This is a genomic window from Pseudomonas sp. Irchel s3f10 (assembly GCF_900187515.1).
Classification (GTDB): domain Bacteria; phylum Pseudomonadota; class Gammaproteobacteria; order Pseudomonadales; family Pseudomonadaceae; genus Aquipseudomonas; species Aquipseudomonas tensinigenes.
This window is the reverse complement of the sequence record NZ_FYDZ01000001.1, coordinates 573,343-592,183: the sequence shown is the minus strand read 5'-3', so window position 1 is coordinate 592,183 and position 18,841 is coordinate 573,343. Positions and strand designations below refer to the sequence as shown.

The following is an 18,841-nucleotide window of genomic DNA, read 5'->3' as shown; positions in this document are numbered from 1 at the left end:
AAAACAGGTTTTATCGATGAAAAAGATTGTCCTTCCCTTGATCATGGCGCTGTTGGGCCTGCAAGGTTGCGCAGAAATGCCGGCGTACTCCAACGTCGGCGTCACCACCGCAGCAGACGAGTCGCGCTACACCGTGGTCGAAACCGACACCTATGCCGGCCGGCCCCAGCGGCACTTTGCCGATCTTCAGCCGAACCTGAACATCATCCGGATCAACGATGAAAAAGTCGGCAATATCCCGTTCTCCACGTACTACTACAAGAACGATTCGCCGCAGCGCGCGGTGCTGAAACCGGGCACCTATACGATTCAGCTGGAATACCGACTGCCGCAACATTTCATGTATGCGGATCTGAAGTTCGATGGCAAGCCGGGCCAGAAAATCATGGCACGCTCGCAATACGTTGGCCTCAATCGTCTGCAAGTCTGGCTGGAAGACACCGCCACCGGGGAAGTCGTGAGTACGCGTGTGAATTGAACAGCGTTGCTGCTCCACTCAGGAGCCATCCTGCAACAGGTGGCCCCTGATGGGAGGGCTTCAGCCCAAGCGCATTGACAGCTCAATGTCAGTGCTTATGTGCTGGCACTGGATGGCGACAGGTCGCTTAGCCCAGGTCTCTGTAGGACGTCTTGTCTTGTTCGGGAAAGTCGGTCCGGTACTCGCCCCACTGCATGTGCGCATAGTACTTGGTCATCGCTTCGAAATGACTGTCAGCCTCGACCTCCCAAACAAGCTTCGCGTCCGAATCCATAAGTGCACGCGCACTATCACCTTGAGCGCCGGCCAGACAAAAGGTCTGACAGCCATCAGGGTCCAGCCAAAGTTCATGATTCATATTTGAGGTTCTGTTGTTTGAGGTCGTTTTGGACTCACCCGCGCTTCGGCAGCTTCCAGTTCGGCCGAATGAAATGGCAGGTGTAGCCATTCGGAATACGCTCCAGATAATCCTGATGCTCCGGCTCCGCTTCCCAGAACGGCCCCGCCGGTTCGATTTCGGTCACCACGCGGCCCGGCCACAGTTTTGAGGCGTCGACATCGGCAGCCGTGTCTTCAGCGACATCGCGCTGTTCTTCGCTGAGGTAGTAAATCGCCGAGCGATAGCTGCGCCCAAGGTCGTTGCCCTGCCGGTTGGGCGTGCTCGGGTCGTGGATCTGGAAGAAAAACTCAAGGATCTGTCGGTAGCTGATCACCGCCGGATCGAAGGTGATTTCGATGGCTTCGGCGTGGTCGCCATGGTTGCGATACGTGGCGTTCGGCACGTCGCCGCCGGTGTAACCGACGCGAGTCTGCAACACGCCGGGATAGCGCCGCAGCAGATCCTGCATACCCCAGAAGCAGCCGCCGGCAAGGATGGCGGTTTCGGTTTGAGTGGTCATGGCGTGTCGTTCCTCTTCGGGGTGTTGGGTATAGCGATGGTTATGAGGGCGGGTTGGCGGATTCCAAGGGGCTGAGCCAATAGAACTACTGACGCGCTGAAACCTGATTGGCTTCCTCGAGCAAAGACCCCGTAATCCTTCGGCCGCTGTAATCACTGACAAAGTAATTGATTCGGTTAGCCAGATGCTGAATCGATAACCAGCCCAAACCGTGGTAGTCACGCATTTCCTCGGCGTTGAGCTTGATCATGGACTGGTACCCCACAAAAGACGCTTCACATTCAACGAGGATGTAGACAGAACCATCTGCGACCTTGAAAAGTCGCCAGTAACTGTCGTTGGTGTGATGCTCCGCGGGGGTGAGTCGAACCAGTTCCATGATTGAATTCCGTGGGCTTTCTTTTGGTTTCGAGACCATAACATGGCTGCAAAGCCACGGTTTTAGATGAGACGCTTCTGGCCGGTTGCCGACGTTGACGACATTCAGATTCAGGTCAAAAGCGCTAAGCGTGCCATGGTCGCCCTCGAGGCTCACGCAGCGCGCATCCGGGCATCAGTGACCGGCAACCGCAACCGCTCCAGCAACACGCGGCCCCGATCTGAACCCGTGCACCCGTGCGCAGAAGGCAATGGCAAACCCCACGCTCACCAGCACCACCATGGCCCAGGGAAACGAGGCGACGCCCCAGCGGTCGAGCAACACCCCACCGACCACCCCGCTGCCGGCAATCGCGCTGTTCCACGCCACCACATTCAACGACAGTGCGACATCGGCGCCATCACCGGCAGAATCCGCCAGTGCCGTCTGCAACAAAGTCGCCGCGCCGCCAAAACTCAATCCCCACACCGCCACGCCGATGTAAATCACCTGCGGCACATGCCCCATAAATCCCAGCACCACGCAAACACCAGCGAAGGTAGCGAGGCTCACCAACACCGTTTTGCGCAACAACGGCTCAACCAACTTGGCCGTCAGCCAAATCCCCGCCAACGCCGCAAGACCAAACACCAACAACACCAGATCCACGCGATCCGCCAACCCCGCCGGCGCCACAAACGGGGCGATGTAGGTGTAGAGAATGTTGTGCGCCAGCATCCAACTGATCACCACCGCCAGCACCGGCCGCACACCCGGCGTGGTCAACACGCGACGCAACGACAGACGCTGGTGCGCAGGCTGCGGTGGATAGTCGGGGACCTTCACCAGCACCCATACAATCAAAATCAAAGTCAGCCCGGACATGATGCCGAACGTCGTACGCCAACCGACCAGCCCTCCCAGCCATGTGCCGAGCGGCACCCCCAAAGACAGAGCAATCGGCGTGCCGACCATGGCTAGTGCCAACGCCTTGCCCTGCTGATCCGGCTCGACCATCCGCCGTGCATATCCGGCCAACAGGCTCCACGCCAACCCTGCCGAGACCCCGGCGAAGAAGCGCGCCACCAACGTCACACCGTAGTGAGACGACAGCGCCGTGATCGAATTGAACAGCAGGAAACCGACAATCGTCAGCAACAACACATTGCGCCGACGCCAGCCGCGCGTGGCGATGGTCATCGGGATCACCGCCAGTACCGAGCCCAGTGCGTAAGCGGTGACCATCTGCCCGGCCATCGAAGGCGAAATCGCCAAGCCTTCGCTGATCAGCGGCAACAGCCCGGCGGGCAGAGTTTCGGTGACGATGCAGATAAAACCGGTCATAGCCAGCGCCAGCAAGGCGCCGATGGGCAGGCTTTTCGGCGCTGCCGATAGAGTCATTGAGGGTGTCACAGGAAACTCCTTGAGTTTGGAAATTCAGACTTGCGTACCGATCGATATAAAATACTGGCGGCAGCCGAGGCACGTTGTCAATGACTTATGTATCGACTAGTATCCAAATCACTTTCCGAGGAGTTTCAGCTATGGCCAGAACCGGCCGCCCCCGCGCATTCGATCGCGACGACGCCGTCGACCAGGCCATGCAATTGTTCTGGCAACACGGCTACGACTCGACATCCCTTTCACTGTTGAAGGCTGAACTGGGCGGCGGCATTTCCGCGCCGAGCTTCTACGCCGCGTTCGGCTCCAAAGAAGCCCTGTTCGACGAATGCGTGCAGCGCTACCTGACGACCTTCGCCCAAGTCACCGAATGCCTGTGGGACGAAAGTCTGCCACCACGCCAAGCCATCGAAACCGCCCTGCGCCAGTCGGCACGCATGCAGTGCAACGACGGCCACCCGAAAGGCTGCATGGTCACCCTCGGCGTCATGAGCGCACCCAGCCCGGAAAACGCCCACGTCGCTCAAGCCCTCACCCACTCCCGCGCACGAACCCGCGCCGGGATTGTGGCGTGTGTCGAGCGTGGTGTGAGTGAAGGACTGTTAGCGGGCGACACGAACGCAGCCGCCATGGCGACGGTGTTCGACAGTTTCCTGCAGGGGATTTCCATCCTGGCTCGGGATGACACGCCGATTGAGAGTATTGATGCGGCGATTACGCAGGTGATGCGGACGTGGGATTTGATGGCGAAGAGTTGACGTCTACGTTGCACCCACCTGATCTGCGCCCATCTCGCCCAAGGCAGTAAGCGGTCCTAACCATCCAGGACACGCCAAACCCTTGGGCGTTTTCTTATCAAAAAAATGCAGGCCTAAAGCGGATGATCTGCGAGCCTCACTCGTAAAACTTCCCAGCCAACAAAATCTCCGCGCACCGTTGCCAGACATTAGAAACGGCAGCATCCGCCTGAGCATTCCTCGAAGTAGCCATCGCCCAAGCAGCCGCAGCATCAAGAAACGTATCGACCGATCCATTTTCCCAGTCCGACGCCCCCGCCTCACTGGAATTCTCCAGTGCCCGCTCACGGGAGAAATCAGCACCCAGCGCCGCGACGAAATCGATGAACGATTGCTCATCGTTGACACGTTCCAGCAACTCATCAAGATCTACAGACATAGCCATCCTTGCGTTGAAAGATTAGTGCCGAGCAGCACGCGATAATCACAAGATGCCCCATCGCTAAGCGACCACCTCAACATAACTCGACTCCCCGCCACCCTCGGCCCCCGACAACCACCCCCACACAAACCGCAACGTCGTCCGCCCCGCCTCATCAATTCCCACCACCCCCCGCGACCAACCCGCGCGAATCTCGCCATCCGTGGTGATGCACTGATAAAGCAGCTCGATACTGTCAGGCCCGGTCACCCGCCCGACCTGGTTGCCCATGCGAATATGCCCACCCGCATAAGTCCCCCAAACCGCCTCGCCTTCGACGTAGTAGTGAAACACCGTGCGCGCATCGGACAACCCCTGAGCATTGTTCGCCACGGCAAACCGGCGGTTGTGCAAACGCTCGGCAACTTGCGAAAAAGCAGATTCCATAAACCACACATCCTTAGTCGAGAAGATCCATTCCAGCCTGCGGGCATCCTATTCCATTACCTCCGCGCAGCAAGGCTCTACAGCCGTTTTCTGCCAACCCAACCGCACAGCCACGTTTGACGGTCCTACCCACGCCACCTAGTCTGCCCAAAACACCCTTCCAGCCGAACCGAGTTCACGAGAGGCAAGATGAGCAACTTCCCGATCGTCGCCACCGTCCTCTCGATGATCCTCGGACTCTCCGTCACCCGCCTGCTGCTCGGCGCATTAACGGTATTCCGCATCCGCCGAGTGGCTAAGCCAGATTGGGTGGCGCTGGTCTGGGCGGTGATGCTGTTTACCATGCAGCTGCAATTCTGGTGGGCCGTCAACGCACTGTCGGCGGTGAAACAGACCTTCTCGTTTCTCGAATTTCTACTGTTGGTGATGCTGACATTGTCGCTGTTCGTCACGGCGGCGTTGTTGCTGCCGAGTCGCAGTGAGGACGAGCAGAACGGTTTGTGCGTGTATTTCGAACAGGATGGGCGCTATGCATTGCTGTCGCTGTCCACGTATCTGTGCCTGGGGCTGATCGTTAATGTCACGTTGTTTGAGGCATCGCCGGTGGCGCTTTGGGGGTTGCTGGATGTGATCATGATTGTGTTGCCGATTGGCGCGTTTTTGGCACGGTCGCGTAAAGCGTATGTGGCGATTACGCTGATTTATGTGCCTATTAATGTGATCGACATGCTGATTTCGCTGGCGAATTAAATCACCCTATAGCGAGGGACGTGCCCTGATGGATCGCTAAACGGCTCTCGCTCCTCCAGTCCACAAAGACATTGCAAAAACAGCTCGAACTGCCCTGTTGAAGCAATTCCTGGACATTGTTTAAAGACACCCCAAGTTACGTCATCCCAACCTACAACGCCTTGCGCCGTTGCCTACGACTACGCCAGAATCCGCCGGCTTGTGCGCCTTGGATGCGGGTTCTATTGTGGGTCGGTCACTGAATAGCAGTGATCGGGTTTGGTAGCCCGGCATACCTGTCGCATCGCAGATCTATTTGCACGGACGTCTTCGTCCGCTGTTTATGGTGGCCATGCGTAGGGCGTCTTCGGACGCGCCGGGTATCCAGGTGACCGGTCTACCAACCTGCGTTTGGCCACCACCCTCGTTTGGTAGCGAAAGTGATGGCTCCACTTTTCATCCTGGAGTTTCATCTATGTTCAAAATAACGCCGAATCCACCAGAAACCGATCCAATCTCAGGCGACGAATCCCCCGACGCCAAGAAATTCAACGAAGCCGTCGACCGCGCCCTCTCACATTACCTCGGCCCTGCCCCGGAAATCATGCTCACCCCGTACCAAACCAACAAGATGTTTATCGCCAACCCGAACACCAAGACTGAGGAATTGCTGGTGAATGCCAGTGAATCACTCGGCTCGGCTTCGGTGATGCTTGGGGATGTGATCGGGCTGGTGCAGGGACCGGCACGCAAGACGCTGCAAGGCATTGCACAGGTGGTGATGCTTGGGGAGTTGGCAGTGAATCGGGCGTTGGATAACGTAGTGCCGACGGAGTAACGAAAATTCCTCCATGACGGTTGGGATGCCGTCATGGAGGTTGATCAGACATGCCCACCAACAGTGAAAATAAATCCGTCCCGTTTTTTCCGTTTTTTCTCAGTAACGAGAGCCTCTGTGGTGAAGGTTAGCCTCTACCACAGAGGGTAAGCATCTGACCTGTCAAATCGTATGTTTTGGAAAATATGAAGCGGGGAGCTTTTTGCCCGCAGGTATGCTAAATATCTTCATGAAAAATGGATCGGTTTTGCAACATCATATTCATTGCGAGCCGACCATCTTCAACCGCAAAACATACACAAAGGAGAGTGTTGATGCTAAATGGTCGTAAGTTAATTGAGCTATCTTATGACGTACAAGCTGGCTTAGGCAGAATTGATGTCCCCGACTTTGATCGCCTAAGGACTATGGGCATGGCTGCAACTCTTGCAATTCACCTTCGCGGCTTGCAAGAAATTGATTTCGAAGTACTCAGAAAAGTAAGCGATCATTTTTTCTCGATCCCGTCTTACTCCCTCAGAGAAGTATGCGAAATTCTCGCCGAAATAGATTACATCGAGCTTGTCAAAAAGAACGGAAAAATAATCTCCATAATACCTGATATCCCGCACTTCAAAGATCTGTACGAAGGTGTCGGCAACTACTTTACCTTTTCGGAATTAAACGAGCATGAGCAGGGAACGCTGCTAATTTTATCCGAACTCCAGAACAAGCCAGAAAACAGAGACAGACTAATTTCAACGATTGGAATAGATCGGCCGCTACTTGAACGATGCGTCGACATTGGCTCAACAGGTCATTACTTCAAGGAATTTAGAGCAAGAGGAAGGAGCATTATTGCTAGCCCTTTCTATTTCTCCGACAATCTCGATGAGTTAGCCGACGTAACCGCAAGGGTGGGTGCTGATGACATCGCAACGGTCCTAGATGTTATAAAAAACAACCAAGGCTGGCCACTTTCACTAATCCAGAAACGTTTAGAGTTAGGCGGCAAAAAATTAACAACAGATCAAACACAGCTATTAGTGCACTTGTGCGCCGAGGGCATACTTAAACCGCCATCAATAGAATTCCAAAACTCCACTGAAACATTTGTTTTCACACCTAAACCTGGTGGCAACCGACTAGACGCATCAAATCGTGAAATATACGAACGTGCAATGGCCTTGGTCTCTTGCGTTCGAAAAGGGCAATTATTAGCGGATCAATTCAGAATTAAAATGCCTGTACGCATCTTAGAAGTATTGAGAGACCAAGGCTATATCGGATCAAATTCCGAAGCAATAAACCAGTATAGAAATTTGGTCTTCCTCAGAGTTGGCCACTTAAAACATGTGACTGGTAACAGGTATGAATTCCACTTGACACCCGGCGAAGAAAACAGGGCTGCCCTCGACCTCGCAATAAATCTTCTCAGGACGGGGGAACTCGCCAATTTAGATGTCAGACAGGAAGCCCGCCTTGCACTCTCAAAAGACGAAAAATACATCCAGTCAATTATATCTGCAGCGGAATTGAAGGGTCGAGGCCAAGTAGCACTACAAGGCGACAGCGCCGAACAATTCGAACAACTCATATTTGCGTACGAATAAATGTCGAGACTAGATAAAGATATACATCAAAAAGAAATGGCAATTCGCTTTTGCCTTATCAACGACATGGCACCCTTCCCTGAAGTTGACGTACAAAACTTCAGAGAATTGTCCACAACCAGCACGATAATCACAGACATCGATGTACTTGGAATAAAAATAGATTCAACTGGGCGACCGCGCCGGGTAGCTTTCGATTGCAAAACCTTAGGAAAGACGAGCCCAATAAATAGGGCTTTCTGGGCTGGCGGAATGATGAACTTCACAGGTTGCGACGAAGCGTTTATTGTACTTAGAAAAAAAGCATCTGAAGCTCACCGACTGTCAGCAAAGCAAATTAACGTGCATTTATTCGATGAATCACAATTTCAAAGTTACGCAAATTCCTGCTCTATAGACTTCACTATAGACTACTGCTACTCGACGTCGATAGACAATTGGAACAAACTCTTCGAGGCGACGGCGCAAGACCCCGGACTGAACAAATACTCAGCTTTCCTTCATAGCGAAATTCCGATTGAACGCGATGCGGTGAAAGCGCTGAGAAAATTTCTTGCTGCTCTAGCAAAGATAAAGGGAGAACTTGACCCTGCAAAAAATAAGCACAGATGCATTTTTCTATACTCCGTATCTATATTTGCTTTTCTAATGGCGCAGATAGTCCACGACCTACGAAACATCATAGAATTTGACGCAGAAGAAAAGCAGTTCGAGTCAATTCTCAAGTTTTATATTTGGGGAGGGCGTGACAGTTATCAGTTGCGAAACAGATTAACTGAGCTTTTCGCGGCCCAACGAGACGGAACTCTTCACCAAGAGCCAGAACTCAAGGACTGGTCTGGCTTTATGGAACTCACACGCAAACTGCTAAATTCTCCGACGGACATACAGAAATGCATGTTCCCTCTGAGGGAGTTTGCATTTATGGAAGTATCCGAAAAAAATGAAGCAAAGCTTGATTACATTTCAGAGAAAATCCACTCAAACAAGAGACTTAGACAATTCTGCACCAGCCTCACTAGATATCTAGTCGACTCACTAAAACTGCCTCGAGAATTCTCATCATACCTTGATGACGACTTTAACGACCTTCGTTTCCCTGACATGAGCTAAGCAATTGCGGCCTGAACAATTTCAGGCCGCACTTTCAAGTTTTACACCAACTGCCGCTGCAACGTCGTACAGTTATCAATAAAACATTAACAACTCCAAGGGAGCGAATAAAATTTGATGTGCGGCTTAGCAATCTGAGACTGAATCTGTTCGACAATAGCGGCCCACTCCAAATTTCCGCACAACTCGTCGTCCACCGAACCAGCGACGACATCGAACAAGGACTAGTCCCTATCCTTTCTTCTTAAACAATTTATTCAAGTAATATCCCAAACTCCACCGATCCTTCGGCCGCGGCTTATAGTGCGTTTTATTCCTCTGCCCCGACTCACCCCCCACCCCACTCGCCGTGTAGTAATAAAGCGCAATCGACCGCCGAGTGATGCCTTCCGGCGTAGTCAACGGCTCCGGATGCCCGTGATTGCTGTCCTTATCCGTATTGAAAATCACACACCGGTTATAAATCGGCAGCACCTTCTTCAGGCATTCCTTCATCCCCACATCCCAAAGCTCCAGGTTGCCGCCGTACGCCTCCTGCCAGTCCTCGGTCAGGTAAATGATCACGTTCAGCCGCCGCTCTACGTTGAGCTTCTTGTTCAGCCGAAAATCCGAGTGCACGCCGAGGAAGCCGCCGGTTTTGGTTTCGTGCAGGCCGCCGCCGGCGAAGTAAGGGTCGGGGATCAGCCCTTGAATGCCGGTGAGTTTTTCGAGGAATTCCAGCATGGGTGCGGAGTTGAAGGTGTTGAATACGTTCTTCAGGTACGGGCTGCAGGCGTTGGGGCTGATTTGGCGTTTGAGTTGGCCTTTGTAGCCGCGCTCGTAGATTTGTTCGTTGTTGGTCGGTTCGACCGGGAAGTGTTCGCGGATGCTGGCGATGACGTCGGCTTGCAGGAAGTTGTCGATGACGATGTGCGGGAATGGCGTGGCTTGGGTGTATTCGTGGGTCAGCGATTCGCCGAAAGCGCTGGCGGCGTTTTGGTCGAAGTCGAGTTCGGGGGTCAGGGTGATGGGGAGTGTTTGTGTGTTGGCTTGCATTGCCGCTCCAATTAACTTGAATGCTTTCAGGTCATGTCAAACAGGGCCAAGCGCTGAGTGCATCGCCGCTATTTGTTTGCTGAGTACAGTTGCGAGCAGGTTGCCATGTCGGCCATGGCCTGCCGAGTGTCCGTTGCGTAAACGTGGTGCGGCGCTGTAACGACATGTTTCTGGCTGTCACAAACGCGTCATATTTCCTCTGCTAATCTCCTCGGCGCCCTGCCCTACACCCCAGTTCTAGAGCCCCCAACCGAAGGTGCCGCCAAGGTGTTTCCGACTCCCGTTCGCCAGCAAATCATCCTGCGTTCCGACAACCTCCGTTCGGACGACTTCGGTGCACTGTTTGCCAGATTGTTTGGTAATCGTTATGCCGACAATCCGCCGCTGCCGTCGAACATCATTATTGGCGGTGTTTACGGGCGCCATGATGGCGTGAGTTTTCGGCGGATGCATTATCACGGTGATTTCACCGTCGCTTTCCCCGATCCACAGGATGAGATCACGTTCGTCATTCCCACTGCTGGCAAGATCGTTTTCAACCATGCCACCGAGTCTATAGGGGTGTCGCACGTTGGGCTGGCGATTGATAAGGCGGATATCCGCTCGATGCGTTTCTTTGATGATCACGCGCATCACGGGATGTCGATCAATCGCCATCAGCTCACTGAGCGGTTGTCGGCGCTGTTGGATAAACCGATTCTGCAGAAGATCGTTTTTGAGCCGAGTGTGGATCTGAATTCGGCGGCGTTTCAGGGGATCAAGGCGTTGATTGATCTGGCCACGGGGACGGAGTTTGATCTGTTGCTCAACAGCGGGACATTGATGCCGTCGCGGTTGCGCGAGATGTTGGTTGATGCGGTGCTGGAGGCTTGGCCACATAACTTTTCCGAGGAGTTGCACCGGCCGACGGCGATGGTTGCGCCGAGGCATGTGAAGTTGGCGGTGGAGTTTATTCAGGCGCATCCGGAGCAGTTGGTCAGTGGCGTGGATCTGGCGCGGTTGAGCCATGTCAGTCAGCGCGCGTTGCAGGAAGGGTTTCGGCGGTTTGTCGGGATGTCGATTGTGGCGTATCAGCGGCAGGTGCGGCTGGAGCGGGCTTATGAAGTTTTGAAGCGGCGGGGTTCGGGCTCGGTGACTGAGGTGGCGTTGCGATTTGGGTTTAGTAATGTGGGGCGGTTTTGTCGGTATTTTCAGGGGGCTTATGGGGTAAGTCCGGCGGAGTTGCGGGCTCGGGGGTGATTGGGTAACAGGTTTGCAAGGTAACGTGTGGTGAGAAGATTTAGCTAAACATCGCACCGCGCCGATGGGTCGCTAAGCGTGGGGATGGCACGCCGACGCGGTTGATCGAGGAGTGGGCGCGGAGGCGTTTGACCGAGTTGGCCAGTTGATTTTGCGGTAACTGCTTTCCCCTCACCCTAGCCCTCTCCCCAAGGAGAGGGAACCGAGCCGGGGATATTGAAGATCTACACCGACCTGAGAGTCTTGCTTTGAATCCATAATCGCCTCGATCTTTCAGGTCGATGCATGACGCAAGACGCCTCGGTCAGTCCCCTCTCCCACAACTTCATACACAAGCGCAAGGGACACTCGCAGGTTTTGTGGTGGGGCTGCCCCTCATCGGAACGCCGCCCGCCCATCCCTCTCCCGAGGGAGAGGGAGCCGATTGGTGGGCTTTTCAAAATTTGAGCTCGACTCGGTATGCCACGTCGGTGTAACTCTTCCAATCCACGCGGGCAGTCCCCTCTCCCTTCGGGAGAGGGTTAGGGTGAGGGGCTTTTGATTGGCTGCTATTGGATGGAATCAAATGTGTGGGAGCGGGCTTGCTCGCGAATGCGTTGGGTCAGTCGATGCTGGTGTTGGCTGATTTGGCGCTTTCGCGAGCAGGCTCGCTCCCACATTGGGTTTTGGGGTGTTTGTTGGATTGGGTCATCCTTGATCCCGTTTTCTTTTAGAACGCGTAACTGGCTTTGAGGCCGCCGTTGAAGCCGTGGCTGTCGCCGCCGCCATTGGCGCCCACTTCTGCGCCAAGACTCAGGGCGCCGAGGCTGGCCATCACATTCACACCGCCGCTGAATTGGTCGCGGTTGTCGAAAGCCGCACGTTGTTCGATGTCGAGACCGAGCAGGTGGCTTTGGCTGTCGACCTGGCTGTCACCCAGTGTGCGTTCGTAACCGACTTGCACGCCCGGCACCAGTTGCCATGCGCCCATCGCCACTGGGGTGAAGGCGACGTTGAGGTTGGCGACGGCGCTGCGGCGGGTGGCGCTGTTGTCGTCGACGTCGAGTGCCAGTTCGCTGCCCTTCTCTTTGAAGCCGTTGAGGTCGAGGTGGCTGACTCGGAAACCGAGGCTTGGCTCGAACGTCATGCCGTTGACCGGGGCGCGGTAGCCGAGGGCGACGGTGGCGACGCTGAGGTTACCGTGGGTATCGCCCTTGGCGGTGCCGAGGCCGCCGCCGAGGTCGCGTTTGCTGTCGTAGTCGACGTAGCCGGCGCTGGCGTTGGCGTCGACGAACAGGCCTTGTTCGAGGCTGGTGAAGCCGTAGCGGGCGCCGACGCTGAGGAAAGTGAAGTCGGTGTCGGCTTCGCCACCCGCGCCGCCGACCGTGCCTTTGCTATAGCCGAAGCCGCCGCGTGCGCTGAGTTGTTCGCTGAAGCGTTGGGTGATGCCGACCATCAGGCCTTGGCTGTGTTCGTTACTACTCTCGGCGTGGGACGAGCCGTCGGTGCCGAGGTAGCCGGCGAGCGCGGTGGTCCAGAGGCGGTATTGGCCGACCTTGAGATCAGTGCCGCTGGCGAACGGCGCGGCGGCTTGCTCGATCATTGCGTTCTGGCGCAGCAGGTAGCTGGCAGCGTCAGCGTGCACCTGGCCGCCGACCTGGGATTCAACACCGCCGAGGGTGCCGGCGTCGATGGCCGATTGCAGGTAGTAGTTGTAGGCGCTGTAGGTGCCGGACAGATTGGTGTTCTGCAATTGGCGAAGCAATTCGGCGCCAGCGGCGGCGTTGCCGATCAGCCCCGCCTGACCCGGCAGGCTGTTGTATTCGACGAGTTTGCCGCGCAGCACATAGATCGTTTCCTGCGACAGGCCGAGACCTTGTTTGAGGTAGTTGTCCATGCTGCCGTATTGCGCAGTGACTTCGTCGAGGCCGGCCTGAAGGTAGCTGGCCTGCACACCGAGCAGCGGCTCGTAGATGGCGGCCATGCTCGGCGGCAGGGCTTTCAGCGTGGCGGCGACGCGGGCGGCGGTGTAGTCGTTGGTGGCCAGGTAGTTGGCCATGATGGTCGCGTTGTCGACGCCGGCAATGCTCTGCAACACGGCGGCGGTCCAGCCGGTGCGGTCCTTGCCGGCGGTGCAGTGGAACAGTTGCGCGGCGTCGACGCTGGCGAGTTCATTGAAAAGCTTGCCGAACTGGCCGCGCATGCCGGCGTCACTGACGAAGGCGCGGTTGGTCTGCTCCATCATGGCAATGGCGTCGGCGGCGCTTTTGAAGGAAATGTTGGTGATGTTCGCACCGGAGGTGGTGCTGCCAATGATGTCGATGTTCTGGTAGGTCGCTCCGCTGATCATTGTGTCCGGGGTCGCGGCGATTTCGCTGGGGGTACGCAAGTCGTAAACGGCTTTGATGCCGAGGCTGTTGAGGGTCGCCAGGTCGGAAGCCGTCGGAGTTACCGCGTTGGCGCGGTAGAACACGCCAGCGCGCATGGTGCCGTCGTGAGCGGTGGAATACGCGGTGGTGGTGCCGGCGACATCGCGGAAATTGTCCATGCCTTGCAGGCGCGGCGTGTCCAGCAGCACGGGCTCGGCAGCGTGGGCGGCGGCGATGGACAGGCTCAGTACGGACAGCGAACACAGAAGACGTTGAAACACAGTGCAGCCTCATTGTTTAAGCGTTGGGCTGGTCACTATGGGTAGGCAAGTGATACTGAATATGACAGTTTCGCTTTGAATGGAAATGGCTGCGCGAATGGGCCGTGGGGTGCGCGATTGGTCCATCCGTTGGAAGGTAACGTCTCAGGGATTAACGAAAATGGACTTTCAGATTAGAACGGTAACCCGCGACGATGCGGCGGTGATCAGTGAACTCATCGTGAGGACTTTGCATGAGTCCAATGGACGCGACTATTCAGCGCAAATCATCGAGCAAGTGCAGCGCAGCTTTTCACCGCAGGCGATTCTGGCATTGATGGTCAGCCGTCAGGTTTATGTGGCGACCTTCAATCGGCGCGTCGTGGCAACCGCCAGTCTTGATCAGGACGTGGTTCGCAGTGTGTTTGTCGAGCCTGCGTGGCAGGGCAAAGGGCTGGGTAAGCGGTTGATGGAAAAGCTTCAGTCTGTTGCCGTCAGCCAAGGTTTTAAAAAGCTGCACGTGCCCTCTTCGATCACGGCTGAAGGTTTTTACCGAACGCTTGGATTCGACAAAATTCGCGACGAATACCACGGTGCCGAACGCACGATTATCATGCAGAAGAGGCTGTGACCTGAGCGGCAGAGCCACTGTAGGAGTGAGCCTGCTCGCGATAGCGGTGTGTCAGCCAACCGATGTGCAGGATGACACTGCGCTTTGACGAGCAGGCTCGCTCCCACAATGACCGGTGTCAGTTGGTTTGGTTGACTACCTTGATGTCCGTAATCCCTACCCGCTCGGCATGTTCAAGAATCTGCTCGGGGGTCGAATCGGCGGTGGGCATGAGCAGACCGTTTTCCGCATCGCCCAGATGCAGTTCCAGCAGATGCATCGCGGCCTCGTGGACTGGCAATGGCTGCTCCTTGAGCTCAAGCAGAAAAGTACGAGGCTTGTCGTTAAACAGGTATTCGATGTGATAGGTGTACATGATGTCATCCGCGTCAGTAGGAAAAGGCAACTGATTATCCTGACGCAGTGGTCAGTTTTTAGTTCAAATTGAATCACTCCTCAGGCCAATCTGGAATTCATGGCAAACTTTTCGCGCGTCGGGGCGTCCTTTTCTTAAACCCCTTACCGGCTGATCTCAGCCAAGGACTGGCGATGACCTTCTTTATCTTTCTTCTGGCCTGCGCGGCTGCGGCAACCACTGGCGTGATGTTCAAACCGGGGCCGTGGTACGAAGCGCTGAACAAACCCCGCTTCACCCCGCCGAACTGGGCATTCCCGCTGGCCTGGACGATTATCTATCTGCTGCTGGCCTGGGCCGGTTATCGCTTGAGCCTGATCCCCGGCAGCCAGACCGTGCTGGCCTTGTGGGCGGCGCAGATTGCGCTGAACACGTTGTGGACGCCGGTGTTCTTCGGCGCGCATCAGGTGTTGGCGGCGATGGTGATTCTCACCGTGTTGTGGCTGGTGGTCGCGGCGATGGTGGTGCTGGCGATACAACTGGACCTGATCACGGGGTTGATCCTGTTTCCGTATCTGGCGTGGCTGTGCGTGGCGGCGGCGTTGAATTTTTCCATCCTGATCAAGAACCGCTGATGAGCAATGCCAATTGGGGTGCTGAAACACCGTGGCCGCAAGGCGAGCGTGAGTTGGCGCAGGTGCGCGCCTTCAACCGGAAGCTTGCTTGGCTGCCGCGTTTCAAGGTCCGTAATCGCCTGACGCCGCGTTTGATTCAGGCGCTGTTGCGCGTCAGTCAGGTCGGCGGCGCGGGGAAGTTGCGCACGCATGGCCTGACGGCTGAGCAGAAGCTGATCGGTAACGTGCCAGTGCGGATCATCCGGCCCAAAGGCAAGACAAAAGGCGTGGTGCTGGACTTTCACGGTGGTGGCTGGGTGATCGGCAATGCGCAGATGGATGACAATTTCAACATCGCCATCGTCAACACCTGCCAGGTGACGGTGGTCTCGGTCGATTATCGATTAGCGGTCTCGACGCCGCTTGAAGGTCTGCTGGAGGATTGCCTCAACGCTACTCGCGGAGTATTGAGTGATGCCGAATTTGCCGGTCTGCCCGTCGTGGTGGTCGGTGAATCGGCGGGCGGTCATCTGGCGGCGGCGACGTTGCTGGCGCTCAAGCAGTGGCCGGAGTTGTTGCAACGCATCAGCGCCGCGCTGCTGTATTACGGCGTCTACGACCTGACGGGAACCCCAAGCGTACGCAGCGCGCCTGCCGATACACTGGTGCTGGACGGCCCCGGCATGGTCGAGGCACTGCGCTTGCTCACCCCGGAGCTGACTGACGAACAGCGCCGTCAGCCACCGTTATCACCTCTGTACGGCGACTTCAGCGGTTTCCCGCCCGCCCTGCTGTTTGCCGGTGAACTCGATCCGCTGCGCGACGACACCCTCGACATCGCCAAACGCTGGGCGCAATCGGCGCCGGTGGAAATGTACCTGCTGCCCTCCTCGCCCCACGGCTTTATCCACTTCCCCACGGCGATCGCTCAGGGCGTTCTGGCCTACAGTCGACAATGGATTTCGGCGCGTGTCGAGGCCGTTAAGGTGCCTGAAGAACTGGCGTAAACGTTCAGGCTCAGGCGAGGTAAAAGAAGTACAGCGCCAAACCCAGCAACTGCATGATCAGCAGGATCGCAAGCACGTGATTGCAACCCTTCCAGACATTGCTCACCGGTTTGTTTCTGGCGACTCGGTAACGAAGATAACTGTCGAGTGACAGAGACGCCGTGGGGATCAACACGAACAAAAACGTCAAAAAGAAATTAAACATTTCCTTCGCCCGTCGACTCCCAACATGAAACCGGATTTGTTCGCTGCATCGTGCACTGCTCAAGTCGTCTGAGCAGACAGCTTAGCTGATCGGCATGTACCCGGGATCCTTGGGGTTCTGCACCGCAGTGATCCCGGGCATTAACACTCAGTGGGGACACGCCGGTGACGTGCGATCCCTCAAAGCCGCCATTAAGTGGCAAAATCCCCCGACCCTGATCATTTCGGAGACCACAATGCTTCGCGTGTTTGAACAACGGCTCGACCCATTTCCTCCCGACGAAGCACCACCTCCGCCCGTCGGCCTGATGCGGTTCCTGTGGGCCTGCACACGTGGCGCACGCGGTTATATCCTCGCGCTGGCGCTGCTCAGTGCCGGTGTGTCGATCTACGAAGCGTGGCTGTTTTCCTTTCTCGGCCAGGTCGTCGATCTGCTCTCGACGTGGCAGGCCGGCGGCGGTGTCAACGCGCAAGAAAGCCGCGTGCTGTGGGGTATCGGCATTGTGTTGTTCATCAGCATCGGGCTGGTGGCACTGCGGACCATGGTTCAGCACCAGATCCTCGCGATCAATTTACCGTTGCGGCTGCGCTGGGACTTTCATCGGCTGATGCTGCGGCAAAGCCTTTCATTCTTCTCCGATGAGTTCTCCGGGAGGGTCACGACCAAGGTCATGCAGACCGCGCTGGCCGTGCGCGAAGTCTTGTTCACGCTTATCGAAATCGCCCCCGGCATCGGCGTTTACTTCATTGCGATCATCGCTCTGGCCGGCGGTTTTGCCTTGAAACTGATGCTGCCGTTCATTGCCTGGCTCGCATTATTCGGGCTGGCCATGCTGTACTTCGTGCCGCGTTTGGGGAAGGTTGGCCAGGAACAGGCCGATGCGCGATCGTCGATGACCGGGCGCATTGCCGACGCCTACACCAACATCACCACGGTGAAGTTGTTCTCGCACTCCAAACGTGAAGCGCACTTCGCCCGTGCGGCCATGGAGGATTTCAAGCTCACCGGTTTTCGCCAGATGCGTCTGGTCAGCCAGTTCGAGATCGTCAATCAGGCACTGGTGGTCGGCCTGATTATCGGTGCCGGCGGCTATGCCCTGTGGCTCTGGCATCTGGGCCAGGTTGGTACCGGTGCGGTGGCGGCGATTACTGCCATGGCATTGCGCATCAACGGCATGTCGCACTGGATCATGTGGCAGATGACGTCGCTGTTCGAAAACATCGGCACCGTCCAGGACGGCATGGCGACCCTCACCCGTGGCCCCAAAGTGCAGGACGCGCCGAACGCCGGCGTACTGGTGCCGGCGGGCGGCGCGGTGACGTTCGACAAGGTGAATTTCAACTACAACGGCGAACGTCAGGTCCTCGACAACTTGAGCCTGAATATCCGCGCCGGCGAAAAAATCGGCCTGGTCGGCCGTTCCGGTGCGGGCAAATCGACGCTGATCAATCTGCTGCTGCGTTTCTATGATGTCGACAGTGGTGAGATTCGCATCGACGGCCAGAACATCGCAAAGGTGAGCCAAGACAGCCTGCGCAGCGCCATCGGCATGGTCACCCAGGACACGTCGCTGCTGCACCGCTCGATACGCGACAACATCGCCTACGGCCGCCCGGACGCCACCGACGAAGACATCCGCCGCGCCGCCGCCAATGCCCAGGCCGATGGGTTCATCAGCCAACTCAGCGACAAGCAAGGCCACAGCGGCTATGACACGCTGGTCGGTGAGCGCGGCATCAAGCTCTCCGGCGGCCAGCGCCAACGCATAGCCATCGCCCGAGTGATGCTGAAGAACGCGCCGATCCTGCTGCTCGACGAAGCCACCAGTGCACTGGATTCGGAAGTCGAAGTGGCCATTCAGGAAAGCCTCGATGAAATGATGCAGGGAAAGACCGTGATCGCTATTGCGCATCGGTTGTCGACGATTGCGGCGATGGATCGACTGATTGTCATGGACGAGGGGCGGATTATCGAGCAAGGGACGCACGCTGAGTTGCTGAACAGAAACGGCATTTATGCGCGGCTCTGGCAGCATCAGAGTGGTGGGTTTCTGGGTGAAGATCAGGGCGTGGCGGCGGCGATGGATCAGGCTTGAGGTATTCAAAAGGCTCAGGCCGGCCACCGACGCATCTCACCTTGATCAGCTCCGTAGACG

Annotated in this window: 21 protein-coding genes; 11 read left to right on the top strand and 10 right to left on the bottom strand. The window is 56.4% G+C overall.

Going from position 1 to position 18,841, the window contains the following annotated elements:
* Positions 1-16 precede the first annotated feature (16 nt).
* Complete coding sequence (locus CKW17_RS02680; RefSeq protein ID WP_095111975.1) at positions 17-478, top strand: hypothetical protein; 462 nt, start codon at positions 17-19, stop codon at positions 476-478.
* Between the two features lie 127 nt (positions 479-605).
* On the opposite strand, the gene CKW17_RS02675 is transcribed toward CKW17_RS02680, so the two are convergent.
* From CKW17_RS02675 to CKW17_RS02660, 4 genes are all read right to left on the bottom strand, one after another.
* On the bottom strand, positions 606-836 hold the full coding sequence (locus CKW17_RS02675) for a hypothetical protein (protein ID WP_095111974.1): 231 nt from the start codon (positions 834-836) through the stop codon (positions 606-608).
* A gap of 34 nt (positions 837-870) precedes the next feature.
* Positions 871-1,377, bottom strand: coding sequence for a peptide-methionine (S)-S-oxide reductase MsrA (msrA, locus tag CKW17_RS02670; RefSeq protein WP_095118586.1), 507 nt, complete (start codon positions 1,375-1,377; stop codon positions 871-873).
* A gap of 85 nt (positions 1,378-1,462) precedes the next feature.
* Positions 1,463-1,912 (bottom strand): hypothetical protein, encoded by a 450-nt coding sequence (locus CKW17_RS02665; RefSeq protein WP_218274240.1) that lies wholly within the window; start codon positions 1,910-1,912, stop codon positions 1,463-1,465.
* Between the two features lie 18 nt (positions 1,913-1,930).
* Positions 1,931-3,148 (bottom strand): MFS transporter, encoded by a 1,218-nt coding sequence (locus CKW17_RS02660; protein ID WP_095118584.1) that lies wholly within the window; start codon positions 3,146-3,148, stop codon positions 1,931-1,933.
* A gap of 131 nt (positions 3,149-3,279) precedes the next feature.
* Here CKW17_RS02660 and CKW17_RS02655 point away from each other — a divergent pair, with 131 nt between their 5' ends.
* Positions 3,280-3,894: a TetR/AcrR family transcriptional regulator gene (locus tag CKW17_RS02655; protein ID WP_095118583.1), complete on the top strand. Its 615-nt coding sequence runs from the start codon at positions 3,280-3,282 to the stop codon at positions 3,892-3,894.
* 136 nt (positions 3,895-4,030) lie between these two features.
* Here the strand turns inward: CKW17_RS02655 and CKW17_RS02650 are convergent, their stop codons facing one another.
* The gene (locus CKW17_RS02650; RefSeq protein ID WP_218274239.1) at positions 4,031-4,312 is read right to left on the bottom strand and encodes a hypothetical protein; all 282 of its coding nucleotides are present in this window, start codon (positions 4,310-4,312) and stop codon (positions 4,031-4,033) included.
* Between the two features lie 63 nt (positions 4,313-4,375).
* Positions 4,376-4,741: a hypothetical protein gene (locus CKW17_RS02645; RefSeq protein ID WP_095118581.1), complete on the bottom strand. Its 366-nt coding sequence runs from the start codon at positions 4,739-4,741 to the stop codon at positions 4,376-4,378.
* A 189-nt stretch (positions 4,742-4,930) separates the two neighbouring features.
* Here CKW17_RS02645 and CKW17_RS02640 point away from each other — a divergent pair, with 189 nt between their 5' ends.
* The 4 genes from CKW17_RS02640 to CKW17_RS02625 all read left to right on the top strand — a co-directional run bounded on the left by CKW17_RS02640 (position 4,931) and on the right by CKW17_RS02625 (position 9,013).
* Positions 4,931-5,491, top strand: a complete 561-nt coding sequence (locus CKW17_RS02640) for a hypothetical protein (RefSeq protein ID WP_095118580.1) — start codon at positions 4,931-4,933, stop codon at positions 5,489-5,491.
* 454 nt (positions 5,492-5,945) lie between these two features.
* Entirely contained in the window at positions 5,946-6,308 is a 363-nt protein-coding gene (locus CKW17_RS02635) for a DUF6124 family protein (RefSeq protein ID WP_095118579.1), read from the top strand.
* 314 nt (positions 6,309-6,622) lie between these two features.
* The gene (locus CKW17_RS02630) at positions 6,623-7,900 is read left to right on the top strand and encodes a hypothetical protein (protein ID WP_095118578.1); all 1,278 of its coding nucleotides are present in this window, start codon (positions 6,623-6,625) and stop codon (positions 7,898-7,900) included.
* Positions 7,901-9,013, top strand: coding sequence for a hypothetical protein (locus CKW17_RS02625; protein WP_095118577.1), 1,113 nt, complete (start codon positions 7,901-7,903; stop codon positions 9,011-9,013).
* A 231-nt stretch (positions 9,014-9,244) separates the two neighbouring features.
* On the opposite strand, the gene CKW17_RS02620 is transcribed toward CKW17_RS02625, so the two are convergent.
* Positions 9,245-10,048 carry a 2OG-Fe(II) oxygenase gene (locus tag CKW17_RS02620; protein ID WP_095118576.1) on the bottom strand — a complete coding sequence of 268 codons (804 nt, stop codon included), beginning with the start codon at positions 10,046-10,048 and terminating at the stop codon, positions 9,245-9,247.
* Positions 10,049-10,315: 267 nt separating this feature from the next.
* Here CKW17_RS02620 and CKW17_RS02615 point away from each other — a divergent pair, with 267 nt between their 5' ends.
* A complete protein-coding gene (locus tag CKW17_RS02615; RefSeq protein ID WP_095118575.1) occupies positions 10,316-11,287 on the top strand; it encodes an AraC family transcriptional regulator in 972 nt (323 codons plus the stop codon).
* A 709-nt stretch (positions 11,288-11,996) separates the two neighbouring features.
* Here the strand turns inward: CKW17_RS02615 and CKW17_RS02610 are convergent.
* Positions 11,997-13,916, bottom strand: a complete 1,920-nt coding sequence (locus tag CKW17_RS02610; RefSeq protein ID WP_095118574.1) for a tyrosine-protein phosphatase — start codon at positions 13,914-13,916, stop codon at positions 11,997-11,999.
* Between the two features lie 160 nt (positions 13,917-14,076).
* On the opposite strand from CKW17_RS02610, the gene CKW17_RS02605 reads away from it, so the two are divergent.
* On the top strand, positions 14,077-14,526 hold the full coding sequence (locus CKW17_RS02605; protein WP_095118573.1) for a GNAT family N-acetyltransferase: 450 nt from the start codon (positions 14,077-14,079) through the stop codon (positions 14,524-14,526).
* A 118-nt stretch (positions 14,527-14,644) separates the two neighbouring features.
* On the opposite strand, the gene CKW17_RS02600 is transcribed toward CKW17_RS02605, so the two are convergent.
* The gene (locus CKW17_RS02600; protein WP_095118572.1) at positions 14,645-14,911 is read right to left on the bottom strand and encodes a hypothetical protein; all 267 of its coding nucleotides are present in this window, start codon (positions 14,909-14,911) and stop codon (positions 14,645-14,647) included.
* 143 nt (positions 14,912-15,054) lie between these two features.
* On the opposite strand from CKW17_RS02600, the gene CKW17_RS02595 reads away from it, so the two are divergent.
* Together CKW17_RS02595 and CKW17_RS02590 are read left to right on the top strand one after the other, a co-directional pair.
* Positions 15,055-15,495, top strand: coding sequence for a TspO/MBR family protein (locus tag CKW17_RS02595; RefSeq protein ID WP_095118571.1), 441 nt, complete (start codon positions 15,055-15,057; stop codon positions 15,493-15,495).
* Complete coding sequence (locus CKW17_RS02590) at positions 15,495-16,481, top strand: alpha/beta hydrolase (protein WP_095118570.1); 987 nt, start codon at positions 15,495-15,497, stop codon at positions 16,479-16,481. Before CKW17_RS02595 ends, CKW17_RS02590 begins: the two co-directional genes overlap by 1 nt.
* Positions 16,482-16,491: 10 nt before the next feature.
* Here CKW17_RS02590 and CKW17_RS02585 read toward each other — a convergent pair whose 3' ends face one another.
* Entirely contained in the window at positions 16,492-16,686 is a 195-nt protein-coding gene (locus CKW17_RS02585) for a hypothetical protein (RefSeq protein WP_095118569.1), read from the bottom strand.
* 235 nt (positions 16,687-16,921) lie between these two features.
* On the opposite strand from CKW17_RS02585, the gene CKW17_RS02580 reads away from it, so the two are divergent.
* Entirely contained in the window at positions 16,922-18,781 is a 1,860-nt protein-coding gene (locus tag CKW17_RS02580; protein ID WP_095118568.1) for an ABC transporter ATP-binding protein, read from the top strand.
* Positions 18,782-18,841 lie beyond the last annotated feature (60 nt).

Excerpts from the sequence above, each read along its gene's own strand:
- CKW17_RS02680 (WP_095111975.1), top strand. The coding sequence starts at position 17 with ATGAAAAAGATTGTCCTTCCCTTGATCATGGCGCTGTTGGGCCTGCAA.
- CKW17_RS02675 (WP_095111974.1), bottom strand. The coding sequence starts at position 836 with ATGAATCATGAACTTTGGCTGGACCCTGATGGCTGTCAGACCTTTTGT.
- msrA (WP_095118586.1), bottom strand. The coding sequence starts at position 1,377 with ATGACCACTCAAACCGAAACCGCCATCCTTGCCGGCGGCTGCTTCTGG.
- CKW17_RS02655 (WP_095118583.1), top strand. The coding sequence starts at position 3,280 with ATGGCCAGAACCGGCCGCCCCCGCGCATTCGATCGCGACGACGCCGTC.
- CKW17_RS02650 (WP_218274239.1), bottom strand. The coding sequence starts at position 4,312 with ATGTCTGTAGATCTTGATGAGTTGCTGGAACGTGTCAACGATGAGCAA.
- CKW17_RS02645 (WP_095118581.1), bottom strand. The coding sequence starts at position 4,741 with ATGGAATCTGCTTTTTCGCAAGTTGCCGAGCGTTTGCACAACCGCCGG.
- CKW17_RS02640 (WP_095118580.1), top strand. The coding sequence starts at position 4,931 with ATGAGCAACTTCCCGATCGTCGCCACCGTCCTCTCGATGATCCTCGGA.
- CKW17_RS02635 (WP_095118579.1), top strand. The coding sequence starts at position 5,946 with ATGTTCAAAATAACGCCGAATCCACCAGAAACCGATCCAATCTCAGGC.
- CKW17_RS02630 (WP_095118578.1), top strand. The coding sequence starts at position 6,623 with ATGCTAAATGGTCGTAAGTTAATTGAGCTATCTTATGACGTACAAGCT.
- CKW17_RS02625 (WP_095118577.1), top strand. The coding sequence starts at position 7,901 with ATGTCGAGACTAGATAAAGATATACATCAAAAAGAAATGGCAATTCGC.
- CKW17_RS02620 (WP_095118576.1), bottom strand. The coding sequence starts at position 10,048 with ATGCAAGCCAACACACAAACACTCCCCATCACCCTGACCCCCGAACTC.
- CKW17_RS02605 (WP_095118573.1), top strand. The coding sequence starts at position 14,077 with ATGGACTTTCAGATTAGAACGGTAACCCGCGACGATGCGGCGGTGATC.
- CKW17_RS02595 (WP_095118571.1), top strand. The coding sequence starts at position 15,055 with ATGACCTTCTTTATCTTTCTTCTGGCCTGCGCGGCTGCGGCAACCACT.
- CKW17_RS02590 (WP_095118570.1), top strand. The coding sequence starts at position 15,495 with ATGAGCAATGCCAATTGGGGTGCTGAAACACCGTGGCCGCAAGGCGAG.
- CKW17_RS02585 (WP_095118569.1), bottom strand. The coding sequence starts at position 16,686 with ATGTTTAATTTCTTTTTGACGTTTTTGTTCGTGTTGATCCCCACGGCG.
- CKW17_RS02580 (WP_095118568.1), top strand. The coding sequence starts at position 16,922 with ATGCTTCGCGTGTTTGAACAACGGCTCGACCCATTTCCTCCCGACGAA.